The sequence below is a fragment of the Thaumasiovibrio subtropicus genome, from assembly GCF_019703835.1.
In the GTDB taxonomy this organism is placed as follows: Bacteria; Pseudomonadota; Gammaproteobacteria; order Enterobacterales; family Vibrionaceae; genus Thaumasiovibrio; species Thaumasiovibrio subtropicus.
Genome location: NZ_AP023055.1, coordinates 471,171 through 497,708 on the forward strand (window position 1 = coordinate 471,171; position 26,538 = coordinate 497,708).

General features: G+C 47.9%; 21 protein-coding genes. 11 read left to right on the forward strand and 10 right to left on the reverse strand.

Annotated features, from left to right (window positions below; genetic code table 11):
- Positions 1 to 4 precede the first annotated feature (4 nt).
- Genes TSUB_RS18425 through TSUB_RS18440 form a run of 4 tightly spaced genes read left to right on the forward strand, consistent with a single transcriptional unit; the run spans position 5 to position 3,068 of the window.
- Positions 5 to 736 (forward strand): tetratricopeptide repeat protein, encoded by a 732-nt coding sequence (locus TSUB_RS18425; RefSeq protein ID WP_087025143.1) that lies wholly within the window; start codon positions 5 to 7, stop codon positions 734 to 736.
- Positions 736 to 1,206, forward strand: coding sequence for a TadE/TadG family type IV pilus assembly protein (locus TSUB_RS18430; RefSeq protein ID WP_087025141.1), 471 nt, complete (start codon positions 736 to 738; stop codon positions 1,204 to 1,206). The genes TSUB_RS18425 and TSUB_RS18430 overlap by 1 nt, the downstream gene beginning before the upstream one ends.
- On the forward strand, positions 1,190 to 1,666 hold the full coding sequence (locus TSUB_RS18435; RefSeq protein ID WP_087025139.1) for a TadE/TadG family type IV pilus assembly protein: 477 nt from the start codon (positions 1,190 to 1,192) through the stop codon (positions 1,664 to 1,666). Before TSUB_RS18430 ends, TSUB_RS18435 begins: the two co-directional genes overlap by 17 nt.
- A gap of 1 nt (position 1,667) precedes the next feature.
- Complete coding sequence (locus TSUB_RS18440; RefSeq protein ID WP_087025137.1) at positions 1,668 to 3,068, forward strand: VWA domain-containing protein; 1,401 nt, start codon at positions 1,668 to 1,670, stop codon at positions 3,066 to 3,068.
- Positions 3,069 to 3,120: 52 nt separating this feature from the next.
- Here the strand turns inward: TSUB_RS18440 and TSUB_RS18445 are convergent, their stop codons facing one another.
- From TSUB_RS18445 to TSUB_RS18455, 3 genes are all read right to left on the reverse strand, one after another.
- Positions 3,121 to 3,960: an NAD-dependent epimerase/dehydratase family protein gene (locus TSUB_RS18445; protein WP_087025135.1), complete on the reverse strand. Its 840-nt coding sequence runs from the start codon at positions 3,958 to 3,960 to the stop codon at positions 3,121 to 3,123.
- A gap of 102 nt (positions 3,961 to 4,062) precedes the next feature.
- Positions 4,063 to 5,067 (reverse strand): AraC family transcriptional regulator, encoded by a 1,005-nt coding sequence (locus TSUB_RS18450; RefSeq protein WP_087025133.1) that lies wholly within the window; start codon positions 5,065 to 5,067, stop codon positions 4,063 to 4,065.
- Between the two features lie 166 nt (positions 5,068 to 5,233).
- Positions 5,234 to 6,604: a class-II fumarase/aspartase family protein gene (locus TSUB_RS18455; RefSeq protein ID WP_087025131.1), complete on the reverse strand. Its 1,371-nt coding sequence runs from the start codon at positions 6,602 to 6,604 to the stop codon at positions 5,234 to 5,236.
- A gap of 140 nt (positions 6,605 to 6,744) precedes the next feature.
- Here TSUB_RS18455 and TSUB_RS18460 point away from each other — a divergent pair.
- Positions 6,745 to 8,180 (forward strand): IS1182 family transposase gene (locus TSUB_RS18460; protein ID WP_221274646.1). Its coding sequence is split into 2 segments (ribosomal slippage): positions 6,745 to 6,961 and positions 6,961 to 8,180, totalling 1,437 coding nucleotides; the frame shifts between segments, so codons are not numbered across the junction.
- Between the two features lie 125 nt (positions 8,181 to 8,305).
- On the opposite strand, the gene dcuC is transcribed toward TSUB_RS18460, so the two are convergent.
- Positions 8,306 to 9,670, reverse strand: coding sequence for a C4-dicarboxylate transporter DcuC (gene dcuC, locus TSUB_RS18465; RefSeq protein ID WP_087023945.1), 1,365 nt, complete (start codon positions 9,668 to 9,670; stop codon positions 8,306 to 8,308).
- A 200-nt stretch (positions 9,671 to 9,870) separates the two neighbouring features.
- On the opposite strand from dcuC, the gene TSUB_RS18470 reads away from it, so the two are divergent.
- Positions 9,871 to 10,737 carry a MurR/RpiR family transcriptional regulator gene (locus tag TSUB_RS18470; protein ID WP_087020450.1) on the forward strand — a complete coding sequence of 289 codons (867 nt, stop codon included), beginning with the start codon at positions 9,871 to 9,873 and terminating at the stop codon, positions 10,735 to 10,737.
- Positions 10,738 to 10,821: 84 nt separating this feature from the next.
- Here TSUB_RS18470 and TSUB_RS18475 read toward each other — a convergent pair whose 3' ends face one another.
- The 3 genes from TSUB_RS18475 to TSUB_RS18485 form a co-directional block, all read right to left on the reverse strand.
- Positions 10,822 to 11,961 (reverse strand): DUF481 domain-containing protein, encoded by a 1,140-nt coding sequence (locus TSUB_RS18475; protein ID WP_087020447.1) that lies wholly within the window; start codon positions 11,959 to 11,961, stop codon positions 10,822 to 10,824.
- Positions 11,962 to 12,245: 284 nt separating this feature from the next.
- On the reverse strand, positions 12,246 to 13,286 hold the full coding sequence (locus TSUB_RS18480; protein ID WP_087020444.1) for a porin: 1,041 nt from the start codon (positions 13,284 to 13,286) through the stop codon (positions 12,246 to 12,248).
- Between the two features lie 225 nt (positions 13,287 to 13,511).
- Entirely contained in the window at positions 13,512 to 14,486 is a 975-nt protein-coding gene (locus TSUB_RS18485) for a LysR substrate-binding domain-containing protein (RefSeq protein WP_343231787.1), read from the reverse strand.
- A 93-nt stretch (positions 14,487 to 14,579) separates the two neighbouring features.
- Between TSUB_RS18485 and cuyB the strand changes: the two genes are divergently transcribed.
- Complete coding sequence (cuyB, locus tag TSUB_RS18490; protein WP_246616512.1) at positions 14,580 to 15,311, forward strand: cysteate racemase; 732 nt, start codon at positions 14,580 to 14,582, stop codon at positions 15,309 to 15,311.
- A gap of 565 nt (positions 15,312 to 15,876) precedes the next feature.
- The gene (locus tag TSUB_RS18495) at positions 15,877 to 17,409 is read left to right on the forward strand and encodes a methyl-accepting chemotaxis protein (protein WP_087020437.1); all 1,533 of its coding nucleotides are present in this window, start codon (positions 15,877 to 15,879) and stop codon (positions 17,407 to 17,409) included.
- Between the two features lie 149 nt (positions 17,410 to 17,558).
- Here the strand turns inward: TSUB_RS18495 and TSUB_RS18500 are convergent, their stop codons facing one another.
- Positions 17,559 to 19,226 (reverse strand): FAD-dependent oxidoreductase, encoded by a 1,668-nt coding sequence (locus TSUB_RS18500; RefSeq protein WP_087020434.1) that lies wholly within the window; start codon positions 19,224 to 19,226, stop codon positions 17,559 to 17,561.
- A 219-nt stretch (positions 19,227 to 19,445) separates the two neighbouring features.
- On the opposite strand from TSUB_RS18500, the gene TSUB_RS18505 reads away from it, so the two are divergent.
- From TSUB_RS18505 to TSUB_RS18515, 3 genes are read left to right on the forward strand one after another with little or no spacing between them, the layout of a single operon-like run.
- Positions 19,446 to 19,769, forward strand: a complete 324-nt coding sequence (locus TSUB_RS18505; RefSeq protein ID WP_087020453.1) for an ArsR/SmtB family transcription factor — start codon at positions 19,446 to 19,448, stop codon at positions 19,767 to 19,769.
- The gene (locus TSUB_RS18510) at positions 19,763 to 20,188 is read left to right on the forward strand and encodes a YeeE/YedE family protein (protein ID WP_087020431.1); all 426 of its coding nucleotides are present in this window, start codon (positions 19,763 to 19,765) and stop codon (positions 20,186 to 20,188) included. The genes TSUB_RS18505 and TSUB_RS18510 overlap by 7 nt, the downstream gene beginning before the upstream one ends.
- Before the next feature lie 10 nt (positions 20,189 to 20,198).
- Positions 20,199 to 20,651: a YeeE/YedE family protein gene (locus TSUB_RS18515; protein ID WP_246616513.1), complete on the forward strand. Its 453-nt coding sequence runs from the start codon at positions 20,199 to 20,201 to the stop codon at positions 20,649 to 20,651.
- Here TSUB_RS18515 and TSUB_RS18520 read toward each other — a convergent pair.
- Together TSUB_RS18520 and TSUB_RS18525 are read right to left on the reverse strand one after the other, a co-directional pair.
- A complete protein-coding gene (locus tag TSUB_RS18520; protein WP_087020427.1) occupies positions 20,635 to 21,774 on the reverse strand; it encodes a response regulator in 1,140 nt (379 codons plus the stop codon). The two genes, TSUB_RS18515 and TSUB_RS18520, sit on opposite strands and share 17 nt — an antisense overlap.
- Before the next feature lie 11 nt (positions 21,775 to 21,785).
- Entirely contained in the window at positions 21,786 to 26,534 is a 4,749-nt protein-coding gene (locus tag TSUB_RS18525) for a PAS domain S-box protein (RefSeq protein ID WP_087020424.1), read from the reverse strand.
- Positions 26,535 to 26,538 lie beyond the last annotated feature (4 nt).

Genomic DNA, 26,538 nt, shown 5'->3' on the forward strand with positions numbered 1-26,538 from the left:
GAATATGAAATACTTGATGATGGGTTGTCTGCTGTTAACAGGCTGTGCAACCACCCAGCAGAATGACGTAGACACGGAGCAGTTGATGGGCTTGGCGGATACGGCTTTTAAATATGGTCAGCTATCTTCGGTGAAGTCGAAGATTGATCAAGTGCTTGAAGTGGATCCCAACCACCCTGAAGCGAAGTTGATGAAGGCGAAAGTGGCACTTCGTGAAGATAGACCCAATGCAGCGAAAGCACTATTGGCTGAACTTGTGAATGCGCAAGACGAGGTTGCCAGCGAGTCTGCACTGTTATTGGGGCGCTTGGCCTTAGATAACCAAGACGCGGCGTCAGCGGTGCAGTGGTTCGAAAAGGGCTTGCAAGCAACACCAGACAATGCTGCGCTTTTGAATGGCCTTGGGGTCGCGAAGGATAGCTTGTCTGATTTTTCAGGTGCTCAGGAATACTATCGCCAAGCCATTGCCGTGGCACCAGATAACAAAAATTTCCGTTCTAATCTCGCGTTATCGCTGCTGCTTTCTGGCGATATTGACGAAGCGTACAACGAGTTGCAACCGCTCGTGAGCCGACCTGAAGTCCCCGATTACTTGCAACGTACTTTTGCGCTGGTGTTGATCGCGAAAGGACAGGATGACGATGCGCGTAATGTCCTGCTGCAGTTCATGTCAGAGGATGAGGTGGATCATGACATGGCACTATTAGTGAAGCAGTTAGGCGAGGCTGAACGTTAATGTCGATACTCTACAAACGGCAACGACAGCGAGGGGCTGCCGCATTGGAGGCGGCCTTTTTCCTGCCTGTGCTTATCGGTTTAGTGTTAGTTTTCTTTGAAGTCGGTCGCGTCAATATTCACCTCAGTCGTATCGATTTTGCGGTGCAGTCGGCAAAACGAGCGGCACAAGTAGAGCAAGTGGACACAGCTAAAGAGCTCGCCGAGAAATTCATTACCCGTTATGAGTTGTTCGGCGCAGAGTATGTTGGCTTATCTCAGATAAAGACGCGCGTCTTTACCTCCATTCCTGCGTGGATAGAAGAAGATGAAGAAAAGGTAGACCCACTTCAAAAGGGTGTGGTCGAAATTGCTGTGCGTGTGCGTTTGGCGCCATTAGGTATCCCTTTCTTCTCGTTAAATACTGATGCCTATGAATATGAGGTTAATACTGTGCTGATACCGGAGAAACGCAGTGAAGCTCAAGAGTAAACAGCGCGGCAGCGTGACCATTGAAGGCTTCTTTTTCATCCCTGTCGTACTTGTGCTGATTTTTGCACTGGCAGACATTGCATGGATATTAAGAGCAGACAATCGTTTGCAAGATGTGACGAATATTCTGACCCGCGCAATTAGCCAACAAGGCATTCCGGAAGATTCTAACCTCCAAGATCAAGTGCGCGCCTATGAACCTGTTTTTCAACGCATGTTCGCGGATGAGTACCCAGGGCAGTTTGGTGTGACCGTGACTGTTGAAGCGGACGGCAAGTTGGAGCGGGCATCATTCGGTGACTGTATTCCACCCGTGAATGAAGCGCAGTTGCCGACAGGGAATTACTGGCGCGTGAGTTCATGTTTTGTCCCCACAGAGAAAGTGATTGCGGTGCTTGCGGTGCCGTTAATTACGTCGGACAGAATGTTGTACAACCACGTCGTTTACAAGCGGAGGTAAGATGAAAAAGCAACAGGGCAGTGTGACTGTCTTTATGCTGGTATTGATAGTCGCCATGATCGGCTTTGCGGGTTATACATACGACGTGATCAAAGTGCAGAATACGCACATACGTTTGGCTCAGGCTGCCGATGCTGCGTTAACCTCTGCAGGGGCGAGCGAAAATGTTGAGTTTGACGCTGGACTGATTGTCAATGCCAACCTTAATTCAGGGGTAACGGCACAGTTCGCTGATCAGTATTTGATCACAGTCGACAATACGGAAGATAAGCAAACACTCGATGTCTCGTTGACCTATGAGCCTGATTTGATGAATCAATTTATACAAGATCCATTGAATATAAGGGCTCAGGCGACGAACGACCTTACGCGTTCGACGGCAGAAATCGTCTTTATGCTTGATGTCTCTGGCTCAATGGCAGGGGCACCCTTGGATAAGACCAAAAAAGCACTGCTCGGTTTCGCGGATAAACTTTATGCGTCGGGTGGCGAGAATCGTGAGTTCACGATCAGCTTCGTACCGGCCTCTGGAAACACTAACGTAGGCTGGTATCCCGAGTTTTTTGCTGGCAACATTCGTCGTTATGACCATGCTCAGGTCAAGTTGGAAAACAGTTGGCATGATATGTTTGACCTGGCGCAAGGGGAGTTTCCAGCGGTGCCAGGCCGCGCGCGTGGGGCAATGTGCCGCGATTTGGCCTACGAGCCACAGTCTGCTGGCGCGCTCGGGCTGTTCTATTTCCGAAATCTTGAAAAAGCACCGTTAAATGCGCCGCGAAATACGCGTCGCATTATCCGTCCAACAGTGCCGCCGATTCAGAATGTGTTTGATGATGGCACGCCGTTAGACCCGCCCGTGTATCCGTCGACAAACCCAGCGGATGGCTATCGCGAGCACTTTGCGGATAAGGCGATCTTTGATGAGATCGAGTGCCACAAAAATGCAATCAGTCCATTCATGACGACGAAAACTGAGTTTGTGAGACGGACAAATGAGCTTATTGCGGGGATGAACACCAACAATGCCGAAGGCATGGTCTGGGCCGCGCGCCTGCTGTCTCCTTATTGGCGAGGGTTGTGGGATTCGAATCATCCTAAACTGCCCAGAAACTATGGTCAGCCCATGAATGACAAATATCTCATTGTCTTTTCCGATGGTGAACACCTGATACGGCCGGGCTATCGTGATAAGAAAATGCGCCTTATTTGTACTCAGCTAAAACGTGGTGGTCGTGATGTCAACATTATTACTGTGAATTTTGGTGGGCAGGCCAGTGAGCGGTTGATGAAGCGTTGCGCGAGTAAGCCAGAGTTTTACCATCTTGCGGACTTGTTTAATGTTGATCGCGTGTTTGACCAAATTGCGGATCAAGTGATCGACCGTGTACTCGTCTCTAACTAGCGTGTCTATTCGGTAACTGAGATGGACAGGCCATGCCTGTCCATTTTTTTAATTAGAATATCTTCTTAGGCTGCCAGCCTAGCTGGGTTTGCGCTTTCTGACTCGAAAAGCGTTGATTGAGAGAGTAACCTCTTGCCCAGTCACCGTATTTCTCCATCCATGTTTTGATCGGAACACGCTTAATCGGTTTGGTTGATACCTGTGCAGCTAACGCGTCGACGGGGAGACCGACCTCATCCGCACCGATGTACTCTTCGCCACGCTGTCCTTTCTCCATAACGAGTCGATAGAGATCCGCCAAGCTGGTGCGTTCAACCAGTGACCAATGCAACGGGGCGCTATTGGGGATTTCAATGAAGTCATTGTCTTCGGCCGATAGGCTAAGGAGAGGGGGTACTTTGAGTTCATCGGTGACGACATTGACAGGGCTGACTCGCCGTAAGTCGATGTGAGGGACATTATCGAGGTAAGCAGCATTGTCGATCATCCAGGAAAATTCCGGGGTAGATTGCTTTGGGTAGGTCTCATCAATGACCTTATCATGGGCACCAAATGTCCAGCAGCCAGTGGTATAGAGGACGAGTAAGTTGTGACTATGCTGGGTTGTTGCGTTAATTATCGCCTCTGCGAAACGGCGATCGATTGCACCCATGTCTTCACCAAAGCTGCATGCAGTGTGAATCAAGGTTTCAAAATGACAGATTTCATCTATCCAGTATTGGGGCGCTTCGATATCGCCAGGTAGGACATTCGCTCCCATGGCCAGTGCATTGTGTTGACTGGCTTCATTGCGACAAAGCACGGTAACGGTGTAACCATGATCAATAAGGTTTTCAACAATGGCACTGCCGACGCTGCCGGTCCCGCCTGTGATCAAAATACGAGATGTCATAGTAGTTCCTTTTGAATGGATGACTGGATTGAGTCTAAATGCGAAGCGGAAACCCAGCCCAGCATTGCGCGAGCTTCAAAGATGGGGCATCGATGAATATGGCTAAATCATCGATTTCTCTTGGCGGTACTGGCGCGGTGTGACCTGATACTGACTGCGAAAATTTCGGATAAACACATCCGCAGATTGGTATCCACACAAAGCGGCAATTTGGCTGATGCTATAACTAGAACGGCGAAGGTATTGCGCTGCTGCCATACCACGCCAGCGACGCAAGAAAGTGAGTGGTGCGCAGCCGACGATTTGCGTAAAGCGCGCATTAAAGGCTGAGCGCGATAACGCGGCAAGTTTGGCAAAATCTTCAATACGCCATGGTGCTTGATAAGAGTGCACCATGGCTGTCATCACGGGTATCAAGTGTCTGTCTTGCATAGCTTGTATCCAGCCTGTGGGGGCGGCATGGTCTGGCAAGGCGCGAAAAATTTCTAGCACGAGTAGATCAAGCAGGCGACGGATTGCGCTTTGACTACCGGATTGAGGCTGACTGTTCTCTTCGTAAAGCCATTCTAAAATCTGGCCAAGACGTGTCCCAGCATGGGCATCTAAAATGATGATATCAGGCAAGTTGTGCAACAGAATATGAGCATGTTCGGGCTGTTGGTCTGAAAATCGAAAATGCCCACAAATGAGTTTGCTTAGCGGGCCGCAGCCACCAATTGCCATGGCGCGTACTTCCTCGTCAGTCTTTCCATTGAACAGCTTTTCGACCGACAAGCATGGCACATCTGGTGCACTCATTAGGCGATGAGGTATACCGTTGGGGATGAGCAGCAACTGGCTACTCTCAACGCGTAGGGGGGCCTCGCCCGGGAGTTCGACGTAGCACTCGCCTTGGCGAAGGTAGCTAAAGTGACATCCATCAAGCAGTTGATCTTCCAGCCCCCAAGGAGAAAACAAGCGGATTTGATTGAACACTTCGCATTGAGGCGCGAGATGATCGATGAAGTGGCTAAGTGTGTCATGAAAACCTCGCTCATCACTTTTTGCTGGTTGTGATGCGCCTTGCTTTGGGCCGTGACGTTTGTTTTCTTTCATCGCAGAAGCCATACCTGCGCGATCCTTGCATATCAGTTCGTCTATGACGCTATGCTAACTTGGGTTGACAACGCGTCAGGAGGCTGAGACAAAAAATGAATAAGCGCTGACAGAATGTCAACGCATATAGACATTGAAAGGGGCAAGTGTGACCGAATTATCGCGCATCGTATGAGGGTTATGCCGTCCCTTCAAGTAAGGTTTGAGCGTAGGCAAGGCTTTCGTCAATCAGTGCGTCGTTACAGCCAAGGTAGTTGCGAGGATCGCAGAGAGCGGTAATCTCCGCTTCGCTGAACATCGCAGTGACGGCTTCGCTATTAAGCAGCATCTCTTCCAGACTCATATCGCTGGCGAGTCCATCATGGATGATCGTTTTGATCATGGCATAGCTTTCGCCGCGTCCTTTTTGTTCAGCGACTTGCATCATCACTGCTTCAGACATAATCAAGTTACGCGATGCCGCGAAGTTTCGTCGCATGTTGTCTTTGTTGACGATGAGGTTGTCCAGCAAACGTTGTGCTCGCGCTAACGATGTTGAAACGGCAAGGCAAGATTCAGGCACCAGTGACCAGTTGAGCACGCGCATTGACGCTGCACGTACATCTTGCTGATCCATGAGGTTAGGTGCGGAGGATGCGTACATCCAGCCCATACGAGACAGTGTTTGAATCATGTTGCAAGCCCGCGGGTTGGCTTTGTGAGGCATGGTACTAGAGCCTCCTCCGCCTTCTCCTTCACGGACCTCGGCCAGTGGGGCACGTCCCATGAGCTCAATGTCATTCGCAATACGGCACAAGGAGCCGTGAATAATCGCAAAGCACTGAATGGTTTCGGCGATGCCGTCTAAACTTGCGTTCCAAAGGCCGATGGGTTGAGTAAGCCCCAACGCCGACATGAGACGCTCTCTGACCTCTAAACCAACCCGTCCAATAGAGGACAAGTTACCCACTGCACCCCCATACATGCCCATGGTGGCACGCGGTGTCAGTGCATCGAGACGTTGCAGGTTACGTGTCATTTCCGTTAGGTACGAGGCTAACTGCAGTCCCCATGTAGTTGGTAGGGCATCTTGCGAATTCGTCCGAGCGACCATGACGGTGTTTCGATGCGCGTCAGCCATCGTTGAGAGTGAGCGTATGAGATTGATGACCTGACGGCGAATTAAAGACAGAGATGACTTGAGACGCATCGCTTGTGCAGTATCGAGCAGATCTTGCGTGGTACATCCCCAGTGTAGATATTGCTTAACCAAGGGATCTCCCGCTTCACTGATTTGGTCAACCATGGGCTTTATTGCCATGCCCACTTTGGCTGTTTCAGCGGCAAGGCGCGTCCAGTTAATGTTGTCGATTGTCGCTGCTTGTTGTATCGCCTTTGCCGCTTGTGCGGGAATGATGCCGAGATCGGCTTGGATGGCGGCAATTTCAGTTTCAAACTGCAGCCAGCATGAGACAAGATGCTTGTCTGACCAAACGGCTTTCATCTCTGCTTGAGTAAAAAGTGGCGAGTAAAGGGCTGAATCGAAAACGGAGACATTGTCAGGATTCATGGTCGGGACTCCTTAGTGACGAAAGGGTGAGCAGAAATGACAAAAGGGCTGCGTTAGCAGCCCTCAGACTGCTGACAAAGGTCTAGCTTTCGAGCTAGACCTTTGATCTAATAGGGGTATCGAAATATGGACACTCCGTTATGCTTCAAGAGCCTACTCCGCAACAATACGAACTGGAAATGGTGACGATGGAACAGTTAGTTCCTAAAAACCATTTAGTGCGTAAAATCGATAATGCTATCGACTTCGAATTCATTCGAGATGAAGTCGCTCATCTTTACTGTAAAGATAATGGACGCCCACCTGTTGACCCTGTCCGCCTCTTCAAAATCATCTTACTTGGCTACATCTTTGGCATAAAAGTGAGCGTCAGCTCGTCAAAGAGATTGAAGTGAATGTCGCTTACCGTTGGTTCTTGCGGATGTCATTAACAGAGAAAGTCATTCACGCTTCTACTCTCAGCCAGAACCGCATTCGTCGCTTTAATGGCACGGATGTATTCGAACGTATTTTTATCAATATCGTAGAGCAAGCCATGTCGAAAGGCTTGGTCGCGGGTCAAGAGCTCTTTACGGACAGTACTCATCTCAAAGCGAACGCCAACAAGAATAAACACACCAATAAAGTCACGGCGGTTCGTGCCAGTACCTATCTTGATATGCTGGATGAAGACGTCGCTTTAGACCGAGAAAAAGCAGGTAAGAAGCCACTTAAGGCTCGGGAGTCAGAGCCAAAAACAAAGAATACTAAAACCAGCACCACTGACCCAGAGAGTGGCTTCATGACTCGTGATAATAAGCCTCAAGGCTTCTTTTATCTCGACCATCGAACCGTTGATGGTCAACACGGAATTATTCTCGATACCTACACCACCGCGGGTAACATCAATGACTCACAGCCTTACGTTCAACGCTTAGATTACACGCTTGCCACATTCCAATTGAACCCGATAGCTGTTGGACTGGATGCGGGCTACTTTACTGCTCCAGTGGCGGAGTCACTTGAACGTCGAGCTATTCTTGGCGTGTTCGGTTATCGACGTCCATCTAGAACGAAAAATACGTTCAAAAAGAAACACTTTACTTACGATGCGCAAAGAGACAGCTACCAATGTCCGAATGGTCAGGAGTTGCTTTATAAAACGACCTCACGCGATGCGTATCGAGAATACCACTCAGCCCCCAAAGAATGTGCGCTCTGTCCAATGAGGGATGACTGTACTCAAAGCAGAAATATGAAGAAAGTGATTACACGGCATATCTATAGTGACGCAGTAGAGAGGGCAAACCAAATGCGGCTCTCTTCCTACGGCAAGAAGACTTATAGACGTCGAAGTGAAACAGTAGAACGTAGCTTTGCAGACGCTAAGCAACATCACGGTCATCGTTATGCTCGCTTCCGCGGTCTAGCCAATGTGCAAATGCAATGTTGGTTGGCAGCGGCAGCCCAAAACATCAAGAAGATAGCGCTGGTGATGAACTATCTCCGAAAAATAGGCTTAAACATGGCAGAAATGAGGCAAATACTTGCTTCTGTATGCCTATGTAATGAACGGAAACTTCTGCGCACGACATAGCAAAAAATATCGCGATCGCGACCTACGGTCGCTTCCAAAAAAGAACCCCGCTTAAAAAGCGGGGTTCGTCATCAATCTGAGGGCTGCGTTAGCAGCCCTTAATATAGCGAATGTGTGGTCACTGATTACAGGACAATGGCACTCATCAGGATAAGCGTCAGGATACCGCCCATCATTGGAATCACTGTGCGCTGTACGACAGCGATAGGTGAAACGTTCGCCGCACCAGCACATGCGATAACCACACCTGCGACAGGAGAGAATGAACGGAAAATACCCGCTGAAAGCTGCATAGGCAACGCAAGAGCTGCTGTGCTTACGCCAACAGAAGTTGCTACTTCTGGGGCAAGTGGTGAGAAGCTAAAGAAGGCGGCATTACCCGAGCCTGACAGCACTGCCGTTGCACCAATAATGGCAACCATCACAGTCAGCATCGCGATGTAGCCGAGGCCAAGGTTAGAACCAGCGCCTAGTAGCATATCGATGAAGCCCATTGCTTTTAGACCTTCAACAAAGGTATTTGCTGCAATGATCAAGGCGACAACGCCAGAAAACGTGGTGCCCATGCCAGACAGGTAAACCTTCATTGAGTCAGCAACGCCTTTCAGATCTTTAGAGAAGATAAGGTCAGCGATCATCGCGATAGCCAAGCTGAAGAACATCGCAGTGACAACATCAACCTTGATAGAGCTAATGAGGAACTCACTGAATACAAGTAGCAATGCAAGAGGCATCACAGGAAGAATAGCAAACCACTTTGGTACTTGACGCTGTTCTTTTTCATCGACTTTTAGTTCTTCAACGACGATACCCATCGCGGCGTCGCGACGGTCAAAGTAGCGTTGGCTGAAGTAGTGAAGCACCGCGATCACTATCATAACGACAGGGGCAATGACCATTTGATTCGCTAAGAAGTAGTTAGCAGCGTCGATGCCAATCACTTCAGCTGCTCGGTTTGAGTTACCGGAACCTGGGCCCAAGTCCAAACATGCGGTGGTCGCTAGAACAGCGGCAGTCGCAGCTGGCGTACAACCGATACGCACCAATACGGGATAGAGTGCCACAAGAAGCAGCATGGCGAGACCAACCGCACTTGGAATGAAGATGTTGATGATTTGACCGATGATGTAGGTGAGGGCCAGTACCACATAAGGGTTTTTGAAAACTGAGAGCGGTTTGGTGACAACTTCAACCATCGCATTGGCGGCACCAATGTGACCCATGTATTTAGAAAAACCGCCCACAGCCATGATGATGAGACCAAGGTTTGCGAGGGTTGAGGAAGAAAGTGCTTTAATAACAACAAAGAAATCAAATACAACCGCGCCACTTGAAGAGGCATTCGATGGGATGAAATCTGTGTTTCCGCTCAATGCACCCAGTAGTAGCATCAAAAGACCAGCCGCAAACAAGCACGCCTGAGTGTTGTACTTTTTCACGATAAAGTAGCCAGTAGCAGCTACTATTGGAATGGCAATAAGAGAGAACATAATTAGCTCCGTATTTATTTAGTAGCGATATAAGATAATAAATGCGGATGGAAATAAATGGGAATTCTCTTTTCCCATTCCTAATTGTGTTTTTGTCATGTTTCTTTAATCTAGAACAATAATAGAAGAATGTATTGTTAAGCTGCCGAAATTAATACTTTATCGAGTAGTGAAATAATTGGATAACGAAAATAACGATTATGGATCAGACTTTAAACCTTGCTGAACTGAAGCTGAAAATAGCGTCCCGTTCACCATTGCCTAACTCCGAGCAACGTGTCGCTGACTTCATTATTGATAATTTTGAGCAAATCCCGTACTTGGGCATTGAGGAGCTTGCTAAGCGCAGCAGCGCCAGTAAGACCTCAGTAGGCCGCTTTGTACAGAACATCGGCTTTCAGGGCTATAGCCGCTTCAAGCAAGCCATCGTTTTACATATTCGTGAAACACAGTTAGTCACGCCGACTCGAATAGCTTCTCGTCTTGCTCAATCGGATGTTGAGGAAATAACCGCAAAGGGGTATTTAAGTGAACTGGCGGCGAGTTTTCAAACAACCGCAGAATTAATAGACGAAGATAAGTTTAATTTAGCTTTATCATTAATGGAGAATAGAGATAACGCTTTGTATGTTTTTGGTCCGGCTTCTTCTAATGGTTTAGTAACGTATTTTACGATGTTGTCACGTTATGTTAGGAAAAGCGTGCACCATCTCACTCCAGATGTCTCATTACTTCCACACCACTTGCTGGATATGCGCCAAGACGATGTCTTGTTTGTGATCTCTTATTATCGCTATTCCGATCTCGCGGTGAAGCTGGTGGAGTGGTTCCATAAGCGGGGCGGAAAAGTGATTGTATTGACCAATAACAGTGTGAATCCTTACTTACCTTATAGCGATGTGCAGTTGCTGGTTGAAAGCGGCTCCAGTGGGGTATTTCAGAGTCGTATCGCTGGGTTTGCGATGGTAGAGGCGTTAGTCAATGCGTTGACCCAACGAATGGGTACACCGGATAGATTTGAGTCGCTGGAGCAGATACTGACGGATTTTGATACCTTCCATCAGTAAGGGTGCAAAAAGCATTTTCGGGAGGGAAGTCACTTTTCCCAGAATGCCCTCTTATGCGTGTCTGGCATAGGGTGCGTTACCTACTTAGAGGTCTAATCCGATACCGAAAGTGAGCCGGTAGTCGTTTTTTTCTGGACGAACATTATCGCTATCTGGGGTGGGTTTAGAGGTATGATCCCAAATGAAATCAATATCGAGATCAATAATGTCAGTGAGTTCGACACTGAACGCCAAAACATTACGGTGAATGAGGCCACCCGTACGTTCACTTGCAATAGTCAGGTCATAATTGTGTGAAACATCGATCGTTGAGTTCAACTCAAGCTCAAATTGAGAACTGATCGTGGCACCAATGCTCGATTCTGTCTCATCCGTCCCCTCTGATACCGTATCGAATTGGGTCCATTGCCATGATGGACCAATAAATAGCTCCCAACTCTTTTTCGTGACATCAAAGACCTCATAACCGATCTGGGAACTGAGTTTTGATTGCAACTCGATATTTTGCAGTGGCGCATGAAAGAGATCGATCTGAATGGGGCGAAAGACATGTTTATTATGACGGTAATAGTCATAGCTACTGGTCAAACGGTGGTTCTTGGCGGATGTCTCACCGTCGGTTTCGGTGAGTAAGCCATTATAGTTCACCCTGAATCGTGATCGGTAGGTGGTGCGTTCACCCGAAAATTTACCATTGATTTCGAGAGAATCGCTATTGCCCTGAGCGAAGTTCGCACTCAGCGTAACTTTGTTTTCCCAACGTTCAAGCTCATGGGATTTCACCTCATGAATCGAAACAATCTCATCGGGATCAATCTTAAAACCCGGACCGCCATTGACAGAGAGTACGTCACCATCGAGTGACAATGTCCCTTCTAAACTTCCCATATCGAGAATAAAGATGGCCATATGACGGGGGGTGTAAAAGCGAGCGATTTTGTTGAGCTTGATCTTGACCGTACCGAGATCTTTGCTTTTAAACGTCAGTGTTTCATGGAAAAGTTCTTCAATAGCACCATGTAACACCTCGCCAGAGTTGAGTTGAATCCAATCTTTATCGTCAGGCAGCGTGAGGTTATCAGTGATTGTATTTTGATTAATGAGTGGCTGTGTGCCTTGAAAGCTCGCAAATGGACGTGCTGGCTGGTCACGAACCTCAGGTGTGCCTGAAAAAGCCGCTGCGCTGAAGACGAGAAGAGAGAGAAAACGAATAGAAACAGCCATAACTCGAAACACAAATGATCAGGAGCCTGATTATAAATTATTTTTTCCGGAATAATGTCATCGTTTTGCTAGCTGCGATGCGATTCACTGAAATGAGGCAACCAGCAAGAGACAGCATCCAGCGAGCGGTGTCGAGAGAAATGAAAAAAGTCCGGGTATCGAGAGATGTGCCGGACTGTGAAAACTCACAAATACTCAAGAAATCGTAGGGGCAGTTGCCGCTGCAGCTAAGTTGTGCAGCGGCGGGTAGTGTTCGTCTCGCACCAATAGCGCGTGCGATTCGATTAGAAGTTGTAGCGGACGAGCAGACCTAGCTCATTGTTACGCTTCAGGTCACCACCAGTGGCATCTTTGAGGTCGATGTCCATTTTGTATTCGGTCGCGAGAATCATGTTACCCATGAAGTAAGCCGCACCAACCGTTGCGTAGGTGTTTTCAGCGCGAGAGTTTTGATCTTCTAGCGAGTTGTAACCTGCAAGGAGCTGGAAGTCGTTGATGTCGTAAGACGCAAAGAGTTCCACACCGCGTACTTTATCGAGTGCATCGCCTTTCGAGCTCGCAACGCCATCTAGTGAGGTGTCGTGGAAACGAGATTCACTGTAGTTGGCTGCAAGGTAAAGGGCGTCATGTTGGAAGCTCGCAACTAAGTTGTAGATTTCTGCATCTTCACGGTCGTCGAAGTTAGTTTGTGCGTAAACACCACTGAAGCCTAAACCGTTGTCAAATTGGTAACCCACGGCACCTTGGTAACCGTTTTTGCGTTCCCAAACAACGTTGTCGCCTACAGTTTCGTCGCCAGCAAACTGGTACTGGGCAGCCACAGAGAAGCCGCCGAAGGCATGACGATATTGGATAACATCGTCGGCACGGCCCGTACCATGAACGCCGCCATCTCCACTGATACCTGTGTAGTTACCTGCTGTATCACCACCGTAGATCCACATCTTATCGGTCTTGCCCGCCACATCGTAGTGCACTGACCATGCTTTACCGATGGTGAAGTGACCAATTTCGTCATTTTGCAGGGTAATGTTACCCAGACGGTTTGAGAGGTGAGAGTCGTCGCTGCTGTTCGCTGTTGCATCGTAGCCCCACTCGGCTAACGCACCCGCGGTCCAACCATTTTGAAGATCACGTTTGAACGCGAAGTTAATGCGAGAAGATTGGTTGCGAAGCTCATGATCGCCGTCGTTAAAGCGTGCACTCAGTGCAAGACGCCCCCCAACTGAGAATGAGTTTACATCATCGTTGTACACTTCTAGTGCGTGAGCGGAAGTTGATGCGGTTACAGCGGCCACTGCGATAGCAAGTAATTTTTTATTCATGTCATTTCCTATTTTGAACAACTACGTCCAAGGTTCTTGTGTGTTGTGCATAAAAACTAACGCTCAACAACTGAACGGAAACTTAATGAATACAGTGATGTATCTTCTCGACTAATAGCTTGCGCGTATAGATACATGCGTGCTTGTTTGTGATGTCATTTCATCAAGGAGAGGTTAAAAAAGTGGGTAAAAGATCCCACTTTTAACTCTTAGCGCTTTTGCGTTTTACGACGGAAGAGAGGCGGTATGACCGGTACTTAAATGTTTTTCTGAGACAAGCAACTCCCAGACTTTTTCTCCGGCTGGGTGAAGTCGCGTGTCATAGCGGTAGGCGTAGAGTGCGATAGGAATGGAAAAGATTTCTGGTGACAGGATGGTGAGAGAGTGATTCGCCAATTCCTGTTTAATGGCATAGTGAGGCAGCCAAGCAACGCCTTGTTTTTTCAACACAAGCGCTTTGATCAGATCCGACATTGAAGAAGAGAATACCGGTTTTAGTTTCAGCCCTTGCGTCTTCTTTTGCACTTCTCGGCCCATAAAACTCCCCGGTGAATAGGCCAGCAAAGGCACATCGACATCACTTGCTGGGTTGAACAATGGATCATCAGTACCTTGGGCAGTAGCACTGACAAGGTGCAAGTGGCTTTGATCTAACAGATGCGACTGATAGGGGCGAGAAAGCAGTTTTTGGTTATGAAATGCCAACAAAATATCGCACTCCCCTTGCTGCAGCGCTTCAATGGCATCGTCGACATCGACCGCTTCAACATTGAGTGTCACCTCGGGTGTTTTTTCGGCAACTTTTATCTGTATATCAGGTAGTAAGTTGGTGGCGACTGAGTGCGCAGCAGCAATCTGAACCGCTTGTCCTCCGAGCAGCGACAGGCCAGCTAACCGACTGATCTCTTCATCCACTTGACTCATGATCGATCGTGCAGTGATTCGAAACTGTTTACCTGCGGGCGTTAGCTCGATAGGGGACTTACTGCGGTCTATTAACTCCGTTCCCATCGCGCCTTCCAGGGCACGAATACGGCGACTAAATGCAGGTTGAGTGACATTGCGTTCAACGGCCGCTTGCGAAAAGTTACGCCTTTCCGCCAAGGTCAGGAAATCTTGTAGCCATTTTGTCTCAATGTTCATCATTTCTCGCTGTGTTTCGATAGTTGCGTAGCAGTACAGGTCATGCATTTTTTGCATGATAGAGCCATATTTGGCATTTCACAATAGGCTTGTGTGGCGCGATGATCTTGGTCAAGACGATATTGTGACGAAGATGGATGAGAGCGTGTTATGACAATGTCAGCAGAGAGAAAACTCGGTATTTTAGGTGGTATGGGGCCCTTAGCCACTGTGGCTTTTATGCAAAAAATCATTGAGCTGACAGATGCGGTTCAGGATCAAGGCCACTTACCTATGATAGTGTCTAATGTACCTCAGATACCTGATCGTACCAGTGCCATACTCAATCAAGGCGTTGACCCTTTCCCTATGCTGAAAAAACATTTAAATGAGTTGGAAAGTGCGCACGCGTCGCTCTTTGTGATGCCATGTAATACGGCACACTATTGGCATGAAAAGCTGAGTGCGCAATCGAAGCTGGCGAGCATCAGTATCATAGATAGTGTGGTCAACAACATCGCGGAACGAGGTTTAACCAAGGTGGGCATCTTAGCGACGAGCGCGACCTTGAGTACGCGCTTGTATCAATCTCGCTTAGCAGATGAACAGGTGGCCTGCGTAGTACCCGATGGTCAGGCGCAAGAACAGGTAATGGCTGGCATCTATGCCGTTAAAAGTGGTGCCTATGATAAGGGCAGTGCCCTATTGATGGACGCTTTTGATCGTTTGCGACAACAAGGCGCACAAGCCGTCATTTTAGGCTGTACTGAAATACCGATAGCCCTGTCTGCACTGGCTAAAACGCACCCCGAGTGGTGCATTGACTCGATTGAGGTCTTGGCGAAAGCCTGTGTCAATTGGTACTTCGGAGAGCTGAACCCCCAGTTTGAACATGCTGCGTAAGTACTGAACCCGCTAGCTAACGTAGATAGCAAAATTATAATAAGCCCTAGAACAACGGAGTTTAGGGCAACCAATGTGAGACTCTGAAAATATGACAACCATGACTTTAATTAGAGGCGCTAAACGCACATTTCGAGATTGATTCAGTCTTTGCGATGGGCAACACGGTTCTCTTGCATGGGGAACAGATTATGACAGGAAATTTTGAGTAATCGGCCGATCTTTATTTGGTTTAATCCAAGATTTGCCTTGCCAGTGTTGCAAATTTGTTGATATAGACAGGCATTTTTGTCACGAGTGCCTGTTTTTTTAGATTTTACTTCATTATTATCCCTCCCATCTTGGGCATTGAGTGCCTTAACACACATGGAATTTACGCCCTCTGCTATTGTTTTTATATGCCCGTTTGGAATTCCTTTGTCGCCTCGCACTGTGTGTGATTGACACATTAAGCCTGCGCTTTATTGAGTGGTTTTCGAATAGGGTAACGCCTCTATCTTTGGTCGGAGAGAGGAAAACGGCTTGTCATACTTGGGCCCAATAGCGGGGACGGCAGGAGGTGGCTATGGGAAGACGTAATCAACAGGTCATTGATGAAGAAGTGACATTTAACGATGAGTTAGTGTCGACGACGGACTTACGCGGCATTATCACTTATGCCAATGAGACTTTTTCCCGGGTTTCAGGTTATAGCATCGATGAGTTAGTAGGGAAAAATCACAACATTGTTCGTCACCCAGATATGCCCAAGGCGGCATTTAAGGATCTCTGGGTGCAATTGGAAGCAGGTCATTCTTGGCGCGGGGCGGTGAAAAATCGTTGCAAAGATGGTCGATACTATTGGGTTGATGCGTTTGTTACACCCATCATTAGCCAAGGTAAGGTTGTGGGGTATCAGTCAGTACGAGCGCCTCTTCAAGCCGACGTAAAGCGCAAGGCGGAGAAACTGTATGATAAGGTCAATCGAGGCAAGCGACTGACGTCGATATTCAGCGAGTTTAAATATCGCTTGGTCGCCTTCTTCGCGTTGGCGTTGGGGTTGATGGCGTTGTCATTTTCAATGCCTTGGGCTGCATTGGGTATCGTGTTGTTACCGTTTCTTTGTTTCTATTCTGAGCTTTTCGAAACCCCCACTTTCTATCAAGCACTCACGCGGGAGTACGACAGTGTCTCTCGTTTAGTTTTTAGTGGCAGTCAGCCTCACAGTATTGCGGATTACCATTTAAAGATGGCCGCAGGAAAGATCAAAACCATCATTGGGCGAGTGACGGATAGCTGTGCTGACTTGAGTCAGAACGTGGATACCTTAGAGCATGCCGCGACAAAAACGAAACAAGGCGTTGATAAAGAGGTCAGTGAACTTGGCCAAGTTTCAACGGCGGTTGAAGAGATGGTTGCGACTATCGATGAAGTGGCTGGTAATACCGCGTCAACGTCAGAGAAGGTGAAGCTAGCGAATCAAGATTGTGCCGAGGCAAAAAGTTTAATGGCTGCCGCTATGGGGAGTATAGAGAGTTTATCGGGTGAGATTGACAATTCCTCTCAAGCGGCAGCAGAGCTAACGGATGAGGCAGAGAAGATAGGGACCATTATGTCGGAGATCCAAGGGATTGCCGACCAAACCAATTTGCTTGCGCTGAATGCTGCTATAGAAGCCGCACGTGCTGGAGAATATGGACGTGGTTTTGCGGTGGTTGCTGATGAAGTTCGCGCGCTTTCTAGCCGAACAAATAGTGCAACAGAGCAAATTCAGGCCTCTATCTCTGAGATCCAAACCACCCTGTTGCGTTGGTCAAAAGTGATGGAGTTGGAGAAAGCAACAGCGGGCGATTGTGTTGCCAAAGCAGAAGCCTCACAGCAAGCTGTCGATAGGGTGTTTAGTGCCGTATCTGATATTGCCGATCTGGCTATCCAAATTTCAACGGCTGCCGAGCAACAAAGTGTTGTGTCTCATGAGATAAGCAAAAGCATCGTTAATGTGAACGATGTGTCGTTACACAATGCAGAGCAAGCCGATGTGGTGAACGCGCAAAGTGCAGGGGTTTCTGAGCGCGTCGACTCACTGGTTGGGCTGGGGCAAACCTTTACCCAGAAGTAGCACTTTGATGACCTGCTGTTGATTGCGCGTTAGGTTCATTTATTGCTATCTGATAGCAGGTCTGCCAATAGCTGATAAGAGTGCGGTAAACGTGAGCGTTAAAACGAGGAAAGCGGTGGCTTTCCTCATTGCATCTTAAGCTTCTAATCTTACGCTTGAGCAAACCGATAAGTGCGATAGCCCCCTAAAAGGTTGCGTGCTTTATAGCCGTTGTTAACAAGTTGACGATAGGCAACGTTGCCGCGTAAGCCGACCTGGCAGTAAATGACAATCTCTTTGTCCTTAGGCAGCTCAGCCATTCGATCACGCAGTTGGTCGACTGGAATGTTGATTGCCCCTTCAATAAACCCAACGTTTTGCAGCTCACCTGGGTTGCGTACATCAAGCAGCACTTGATCGTCCGTCAATGAATCCATTTCATCAAAGTGGATTGGTGTTGAATCGCCCTTAATGATGTTGTTCGCAACAAACGCCGCTTGGTTAATCACATCCTTCGCACTGCCATAAGGTGGTGCATAAGTGAGCTCAAGGTGTTGCAGTTGCTCGACCGTCATACCCGCTCGTTGGGCTACCGCCATCACATCGATGCGTTTATCGACACCTTCTTTACCCACCGCTTGCGCACCGAGGATTTTTCCAGATGTTGGCTCAAAGAGCATCTTGAATGAGACGGTCTCTGCGCCCGGGTAGTAGCTGGCATGGCTAGCGGTATGTACATAGACTTTTTCATAGTCCGTGCCTTCACGCTGCAATTGCTTTTCGTTTTTTCCTGTTGAGGCAACGGCAAGGTCAAAAACCTTACAGATAGCGGTGCCTTGTGTACCTTGATAGGTTTCTTCGCGCCCGAGCATGTTGTCAGCGGCCATACGTCCTTGGCGATTTGCCGGCCCCGCTAGCGGTACCAGTGTTGGCGCGCCAGTGACAAAGTCGTGCTCTTCGATAGCATCTCCTACCGCATAGATAGAAGGGTCGCTCGTTTGCATTGATGGTGTCGTCCAGATACCACCGAGCTCACCAATTTTTAATCCAGCCTTTTTAGCGAGTGCGGTTTCTGGCTTCACGCCAATCGCCATGATCAAGAGATCGGTTGACAGTGTGTCACCAGTACTTAAACCGAGACTTAGTGAGCCTTGCGTCTCTTCGCCGGACGTTGCAATGAACTCGACCGAAGAGAGTGCGGTGTTCAGACGCAGATCGATGCCCTTGTCGCGAATCTCCGCATGTACAAACCCAGCCATTTCGCGATCAACTGGCGTCATTACCTGATCGGCTAGCTCGAGTAACGTCGTAGTGATACCGCGAGCGTGAAACGCTTCGACCATCTCTAGGCCGATGAAGCCGCCACCAACAACCGTCGCATGCTGGACTTGATTGGTATTGAGCGTATTTAAGATCTTGTCCATATCAGGAATATTACGCAGGGAGTGCGTTAAAGGATTGTCGATTCCCGGAATCGGAGGCACGACAGGGGCCGCGCCTGGGCTGAGTAGTAAGAAATCATAGTGTTCTTGGTAGGTACTGCCATCAAGCAAGTTTTTAACTGTGATGGTTTTTGCTTCGCGCTCAATCGCTACGACTTCATTCATGACGCGAACATCGACATTGAAGCGAGCAAGGAAGCTTTCGGGTGTTTGCAGCAATAACTTACTGCGTTCTTTAATATCGCCACTAATGTGATAGGGAAGGCCACAGTTGGCGAACGAGACATACGGGCCACGCTCAAACATGATGATGTCAGCGTCTTCACTTAAACGTCTTGCGCGCGCTGCAGCGGATGCGCCGCCCGCTACGCCACCAATGATTACGATCTTTGTCATGAATAACCCCTTAATTTGGACTCTTTGCTTTGGGTCAGATTAACGATGCGTAGCTTAGAGAGCTACAAAAACTTGATATCTCCCAGCACAATAAAACACTAATTAAGAAAAGTCTAATAAATAAACTTCTAAATAAGGGTTGACTGAACTATGTTTATTAGTACTATCTAATGTAGTTTTTAGTGTTATTAGGAGTTCACTGTGATTGATGTGACTGGCATGCGTGAACATGCGGAGGCTGTCTCTGACTTGTTGAAGTCAATGGCTCATCCTGAAAGGTTAATGGTGCTGTGCCAATTAACCAAAGAAGAGGTCTCCGCAGGGCAGCTCCAACAGAGTAGTGGCCTAAGTCAATCTGCGTTTTCTCAGCATCTTGCCATTTTGCGTCAGCACCAATTGGTGAAGGTGAGAAAAGTGTCTCAACAGGTGTTCTACTCTTTGGCTGATGATAAAAGTAGAGCAGTGATCGAAGCACTTCAGCAGGTCTTTTGCGCCGATGTCGCATCAACGCAGCAAACTCGAAAGGAGGATGATGGATGCTGAGTGGAATTCCTTGGGAATCATTACTAGGCGGTATGTTGCTAGGTGTGTCTGCAAGCTTGCTGCTGATGATGAATGGTCGGATTGCGGGTATTAGTGGCATTGTGTCTGGTTTATTTAAGTGGGCTAATGACGATGTTGCTTGGCGAGTGTTTTTTATTCTAGGCATGGTATCAGCAGGCGTTTTAGCGTTCTGGGCAGGGTATGCTTATCCAAGCTTAGATGTCGCTACAGAGGGAGCGCTAGGGCATATTGTTATCGCCGGCCTATTGGTTGGAGCCGGAACAACACTGGGGAATGGTTGCACAAGTGGCCATGGGATTTGTGGGATCGGACGCCTTTCAAAACGCTCTATAGTAGCAACCGCTGTGTTCATGGGAGTCGCCATGATCACTGTGTTTGTTCGTCTGCATGTATTGTAAGGAGAGACAAATGTTGCATCGGATGGTTTCTTTAGTTGCAGGCCTATTGTTTGGATTGGGTATGATGATCTCTGGTATGGTCGACCCTCAGAACGTCATTGCCTTTCTAGATATTACCGGGCAATGGGATCCAAGCTTGGCGTTCGTGATGGGTGGTGCGCTGATGGTGTTTATGCCCGTTTACTTTTTGATTATACGTCGTCAGGCCGCGCCGATCTGTGGTTCTAGGTTCGCGATGTCGAACAATACCGTGATTGATAGACGCTTGTTACTTGGCGCTGCGTTGTTTGGCATTGGATGGGGCATTGCGGGTATATGCCCTGGGCCAGCAGTGACGGCACTGGGGAGCGTGGATGTTGGCATAGCGATGTTCATCGCCTCTATGTTACTTGGGCAGCGCATCGCGAATCGCATTCCGCCGTTGCAGCGCGACGTAATGAAACCCGCTAAAGGTAGTGATTAATCTTCTTCAATAATGTGTCTGCGTTGGTGGGTTTAATGATGTAATCAGAAGCCCCATTGCGCAGACATTTCTCAAAAACCTGCTTGTCATTGTGGCTTGTCAGCATGATAACGGGTACCGCTTCCAAAGCGGGCAGTTTTCGAATTGCCGATAGCGTATCAAACCCATTCATGATGGGCATATCGATATCCAGCAACACCACTTTAGGATAAAACACTTTCGCTTTTAGTAATGCTTCGACACCATTGGAAGCAAGCTCTACATTGAAGCCGTTGGGTTGTAAAATCGTGCTTAAAATTTTCAGCATAACGGGTTGGTCATCTGCCACGACAATAGTCTCTTTTTCCTGAGTGATGTGTGGTTTAGCTTTTTCAATCGCGTCAGATATTTTGTCGAACACGGCTGAACTTTTCTGTTTTATCGCCTCTACTTTTGGATTGATGAACTGCCCTGAGAGTACTTTTTCAGCGGCTTGCCGCTCTTGATCTGGACGATGCTTGAGTAAGACATCAAACGCATTGCGCCACTGTTGATCGGGAATTTCCTGCAGTTTGTCAAAAATGGGTGCAGAGAGCTGATCAAGCGCGCTTTGTTGGGCTTGCTTTTGTTGATTTAGCTCATTGATGATGGTGTCGAGCGCTTGATGGCTTTCGCAAATTTGGTCCGCCATTGACTTCTTGTCTTGAGTACTAATCAAAAGCTCAGTTTCAATCACTAGTTGGTTGCTCAACCTTGCGAGTGCCAATCGTATCTTGCCGACATCATAAATTGGCCGCATGGTTTCATAACTGTAGAAGGACTCTTCCATACAGAACTGAAAGGCGAGCTCCCGATGTACTTTGTCGCAGATGAGAAAGGCTTGCTGAGGGAAATGATTGAGCGCTGACAATGAAGGATGGTTATCCAGCATATGCTTGAGTTCTGCGGCTGTCTTAGGATTATCGATGGCATAAATATACAAGATACATTGATGATGTTGCTGTAACAGTTTGATGAACTCGTGTTGCTCATGATGAATGTCGATTTCATGCACCATATCAAACTGAGGCGTGATGACTTCCAGCACCGTATCAAGGGCTTCTTGATGTTCGTAAAAAAGCACAACAGTTACCGTGACTTTCATTATTTTGCTCTCTAGTTAATGACGCCTTCTGTTTTTAATTGCTCTTTCAATGCATTTAGCGCTTGTTGTATCTCTGGTAGCACTTCAATAACTCGCTCAAAGTGTTCTGCGTGCTTCTCTATCTCTTTGAGTTTTTCGCTTAGGTTCAGTAACCCGCTCGAGGCTGCTGCGCCTTTGGCGCCATGCGCTTTGCTACGCACTGTATCGGCGTCTTGGCACTTCGTCGCCATGTCGATTGCATTAATATCGTTGCCGACGTTATCGAGAAACATCTGGAGAACGGCATCAACTAACGATCTGTCGTCAGTCCCGATGACCTTGATTAAATGCGGCAGATCAATGACGGTTAGGTCTTCAACATGCGCTTGTGGGTGTTCTGAACCCGCATCAACGGGCGGAGATTTGGCCGAGCCGCCATCGCTACGAAGCCATTGGGAGAGAATGCTTTTCAGGCAGTTCAATTCAACGGGCTTGGCGATATAGTCATTCATACCGGCAGAAATGCAGTTTTCCGCTTCGCCTGAAAGGGCATTGGCGGTAATGGCAATGATGGTCGTTTTCGGTTCGGGTAAATGTGCTTCAAGGCGGCGTATTTCTGCCGTGAGTTCATAGCCATCCATCATGGGCATATGACAATCAGTCAGTACGATTTGATACTGGCCACTTTTCCACGCTTCTAAGGCTTCTTGACCATTTTCGACCATGTCAAAAACAAACCCAAGTTTGGCAAGTTGGCTAGAGAGCACTAATCGGTTAGTGGGCTGGTCTTCCGCGCATAATATGAGCTCACCTCTTGCAATCGCTTGCTCTCTGCTCAACGGGACTGCGTCTAGGTTGTCATTTTCCTCACAGTGCCATTCTAGTTTAGGGCTCGCTTGGCCGCTGAGTATGGCGAGACCTTCAATCAACTCGCTTGGTTTTAGCGGGTGGCAGCCAATCGAGAAACATTGCCAACAGAGTTTTGCTGGGTCTTGAAGATGGCTGATGAAAAGAACAGCCTCATTTTTAGGCGGATCGAAGTCGACATTGTCTGTTACCGTGATGGTTTTGGTGTGCGCTTGGGGTACTGATTGGGTTTTTAACTGATCTAGCGTTGACGCGCAGGCATGGCGAAGCCTGAGTTCATCGACTTGCAGGCTCACGAAAATGTTAGAAAAGTCGTACTGTATTGATGCGCCTGAGAATACGGGGGGCGTGAGTGGCAGCGTGATTGTAAACAAGCTACCGCGATGAATTTCACTCTCGACGGTAATTTGTCCTCCCATGAGCTCAACAAATGATTTGGTAATGCTCAGCCCCAAACCCGTGCCGCCATATTTTCGTGTGGTAGTGGAATCCGCCTGTGTAAATGGGCGGAATAACTTCGACATTTGCTCTTGCGTCATACCCACGCCATTATCTCTTACTGAGATGGAAAGCGCTTGCTGCTCACTCAGGTATTGATTGGAAATAACGACTAAACCAGCAGCGGTGTCTGAGTGGGTAAATTTGATCGCATTACCCAGCAAGTTCATTAATATCTGCCGCACTCTAATCGCATCTAAGCGTAATGTTGCGGGCACACTAAAATCATGCTCAATGTAAACCTCTACACGCTTATTGTGGGCATTCACCCAGAGTGCGTCAGCGGTTTTTTCCATGATAGAAAGTAATGAAGTATCGACAATTTCTAAGGCCATTTGCCCTGATTCGATTTTAGAAAAGTCAAGAATATCGTTAATGATTTCAAGGAGTGAAAATGATGAATCGCGAATAGTGGTTACCATTCGTTGCTGCTCGGCGACAAGGCTAGAACTGCCAAGGAGGTCGATCATCCCGATGATACCGTTCATTGGGGTGCGGATCTCATGGCTCATCGTCGCTAAAAAGCGAGACTTAGCCTCACTGGCCTGTTGCGCGGCGACGGTCTCTTTCTCTAGTTCTATCTGTGTCAGGCGCTCATCCGTAATGTCGAGATTAATCCCGTACATCTGAATCGCGTTGCCTCCGTCATCACATATCACATCTGCGGCAGCTTTAATGTATTGCACCGATTTCGTCGTGGCATTGATGATTCGAAATACACAGTTGAAAGGGCAGCAATGGTCTATCGAGTACATGACTTCTTTCTCTGCCATCTCGACATCATCGGGGTGTACGCAATCTCGCCATGTGCTGTAAACGGTTTCGGTGCTTGAGGGGACGCCGTAGAGTTGGAACATGCTTTCATCCCATTTGAGATCCCCTGTAATAAGGTTGTAAGACCAATTACAAACGCCGCCAGCGTCTGAGGCGAGTTTGATACCACGTAACAGTTCTTCGCGCTCGTTGCGTGAGTCACTGAGTTCCTTCTCGAAAGCTTTACGCTCAGTAATGTCTTCGATGACGGCAATAAAGTATTTAGGCTGTTCGTAAATGTCTCTGACTAACGAGATGGAAAGGTTTGCCCAAAACACGATACTGGTTCTTTTGATGTACTGGCTATCAGCGGTAAAAAACTTTTTGTCGTTTTCAATAAGGGTTGCCATTGCAGACTGTATATTAGGCCAAGCATCACCGTGGATGACCTCTTTGAGGGTCATTCTCAGTAGGTCTTTTTCCGGATACTCGAAGCTCTGGCACATTTTGTCATTCACCTCGAGAAAACGTCCATCTAGGTCAATGCGTGAGATGCCGACTGCCGCTTGACTGAAGGCAGCTCGATAGATGACTTCACGTTCCGTGAGTTCGTCTTTGAGTTGCTGCTCTCGGAGTAAAACACGCTCTTTCTCAGTAATATCTCGGACGATAATGACAAATGCTTTTTCATCGCCGAGGTGGGTTTGACCAATCGAAAGTTCAATAGGCAGGGTGTGCCCCGATTTGTGCACGCCATTGACTTTCAGGTTCTTTCTGATGATTTTGGGGTTCTCTGTGCTGAGATGTTGTCTGATATAACTGTAATGCCCTTCTCCGAGGAGCCGAGAGAGGTTTTCGCCGAGCAGCGCTTCTCTTCTATGGCCAAAAATGACTTCCAGCGAACGATTTACGTCAAGAATGATACCATTGCTGTCTATCACAACGGTGCCATCATGTGTCGTATCAAATACCGCGCGAAGACGGCTTTCTGTTTCTTTGCTCTCACGCGTACGATCATCAACTTGCTGTTTTAGGGTGAGGCGATGTTTCTCTTCGGCGCTCTTCAGCTCAGTGATGTCTGAGTGCACGCTAATATAGTGAGTGATATGACCGTTCTCGTCATGGACTGGATCAATACGAATATTGTTGTAAAAGTAACTCCCGTCTTTCTTGCGACTTTTGATTGCCGATGTCCAGGAGGCGCCATTGCACATGCTGCTTTTGAACATAGATGATGCGTTGGGGTCGTCTTTGCTCAGATAAATAAAAGAGAAAGGCTTGCCAATGACTTCGTCTTTGAAGTAACCGGTCAGGTTTTCAAAGGCGCGGTTTACGAAAGTGATGCGATGATGTTTATCTTGAAAATCACAGACGACAATGCCCGTCGCGGTTGAGTCAATGATGCGTTTTTGCATGTCGAGCGCGAGTTGTTGATTATGGCTTGTTGTTAACAGCGCATCTCGCTCTACTAGCATGTTTCTAAGATTGTCGATGGAATCAAAAACAGCATAGACTTCATCTTTGTCATGTTGTGCGGGTAACTCGAGGCTGCGTTTTCCAATGGCTAATTGGTTAATTGTTCGCGCGGCGTGCTGCATGGGGCGAACCATGTACAAGCTGACATATAAAGCAGAGCCAATGATGATGATAAGTAAGCCCATGGCAGCAGAGACTGCAGCCTCATAGATCGGGCGCGCAGAAACGAGAGCGTCCTCGGTAGGAATGCGAACGATCGCAGACCAAGAGAGGCCTGGATATTGATAGGCGCCGGCAGTATGTGCAAAACCGGTGACTTGATTGATTTTTTTTCTAGCATGGGTGGATATGCTTGAGCCTGTGAGGCCAGAGATAGCTAATTGCGCGAATTTTAGGTCTTGTTCCACTAAGTTGAACTTGCCTAAGACGTTGTGATCACGGGTATAATTCGCTTCATTTTGTCCCGTTGGGTCAAAGTCGACAATGACATTACCTTGTCGGTCAATCAGGGTGAGTTCAGCCGTCGGGTAACCGAGAGCGATGAGTTGTTGGTAGCTCTCTTTTACTAGCTCTTCGACGCTGCCAAAGTCAAGTAAGTTGAGCCAAATGCCAATCACTTCGCCTTCGTCGTCTAATATGCGCGAAGCGAAAATCATATCGTAATACTGGGATTTTTGTTCAAGGGCACTTTGCAGCGGGCCAGCGACATAGGCACTGTTAGGCAAGCTCGGGCTCAAGGTTACGCCATTCAACACATCACGAAACCAGCGAGTTTTTGAAATCACATCAGGGGATGTTGCGAGACTGGGTAGTGTTTTTCCGAGAGCCGAGCGCGTATTGCTAGCGAGAACATTTCCGTTCCCGTCAAAAATCACGATACGGCGATAGAATGGGTAGCGCTTCACAAGTTCATTGAGGTAGCGCGATGTTTCCGGACTGGTGGCATTGTGTGCAAATGTCTTGTTAGAGACTCTTCCGAACGTGAGAGGGAAAGCCGTGGCGTCGTCATACCGTTCGAACATGTGCTGTTCGATGAGGTTGATCATGGCTGTTGCCTCTCGTGCCGTGCTCTTTTGCACATCCGTCATGTGCATTGACCGACCTTGATCAGCAATATAGTAAATAGATGCGAAGATCATAAGGGCGAGAGCGGTATAAAATAACGGCAGCTTAATGGCAATTTTCATCGTG

Coding starts and splice junctions, on each gene's coding strand:
- TSUB_RS18425 (WP_087025143.1), top strand. CDS start 5: ATGAAATACTTGATGATGGGTTGTCTGCTGTTAACAGGCTGTGCAACC.
- TSUB_RS18430 (WP_087025141.1), top strand. CDS start 736: ATGTCGATACTCTACAAACGGCAACGACAGCGAGGGGCTGCCGCATTG.
- TSUB_RS18440 (WP_087025137.1), top strand. CDS start 1,668: ATGAAAAAGCAACAGGGCAGTGTGACTGTCTTTATGCTGGTATTGATA.
- TSUB_RS18445 (WP_087025135.1), bottom strand. CDS start 3,960: ATGACATCTCGTATTTTGATCACAGGCGGGACCGGCAGCGTCGGCAGT.
- TSUB_RS18450 (WP_087025133.1), bottom strand. CDS start 5,067: ATGGCTTCTGCGATGAAAGAAAACAAACGTCACGGCCCAAAGCAAGGC.
- TSUB_RS18455 (WP_087025131.1), bottom strand. CDS start 6,604: ATGAATCCTGACAATGTCTCCGTTTTCGATTCAGCCCTTTACTCGCCA.
- dcuC (WP_087023945.1), bottom strand. CDS start 9,670: ATGTTCTCTCTTATTGCCATTCCAATAGTAGCTGCTACTGGCTACTTT.
- TSUB_RS18470 (WP_087020450.1), top strand. CDS start 9,871: ATGGATCAGACTTTAAACCTTGCTGAACTGAAGCTGAAAATAGCGTCC.
- TSUB_RS18475 (WP_087020447.1), bottom strand. CDS start 11,961: ATGGCTGTTTCTATTCGTTTTCTCTCTCTTCTCGTCTTCAGCGCAGCG.
- TSUB_RS18480 (WP_087020444.1), bottom strand. CDS start 13,286: ATGAATAAAAAATTACTTGCTATCGCAGTGGCCGCTGTAACCGCATCA.
- TSUB_RS18485 (WP_343231787.1), bottom strand. CDS start 14,486: ATGCAAAAAATGCATGACCTGTACTGCTACGCAACTATCGAAACACAG.
- cuyB (WP_246616512.1), top strand. CDS start 14,580: ATGACAATGTCAGCAGAGAGAAAACTCGGTATTTTAGGTGGTATGGGG.
- TSUB_RS18495 (WP_087020437.1), top strand. CDS start 15,877: ATGGGAAGACGTAATCAACAGGTCATTGATGAAGAAGTGACATTTAAC.
- TSUB_RS18500 (WP_087020434.1), bottom strand. CDS start 19,226: ATGACAAAGATCGTAATCATTGGTGGCGTAGCGGGCGGCGCATCCGCT.
- TSUB_RS18505 (WP_087020453.1), top strand. CDS start 19,446: ATGCGTGAACATGCGGAGGCTGTCTCTGACTTGTTGAAGTCAATGGCT.
- TSUB_RS18510 (WP_087020431.1), top strand. CDS start 19,763: ATGCTGAGTGGAATTCCTTGGGAATCATTACTAGGCGGTATGTTGCTA.
- TSUB_RS18515 (WP_246616513.1), top strand. CDS start 20,199: ATGTTGCATCGGATGGTTTCTTTAGTTGCAGGCCTATTGTTTGGATTG.
- TSUB_RS18520 (WP_087020427.1), bottom strand. CDS start 21,774: ATGAAAGTCACGGTAACTGTTGTGCTTTTTTACGAACATCAAGAAGCC.
- TSUB_RS18525 (WP_087020424.1), bottom strand. CDS start 26,534: ATGAAAATTGCCATTAAGCTGCCGTTATTTTATACCGCTCTCGCCCTT.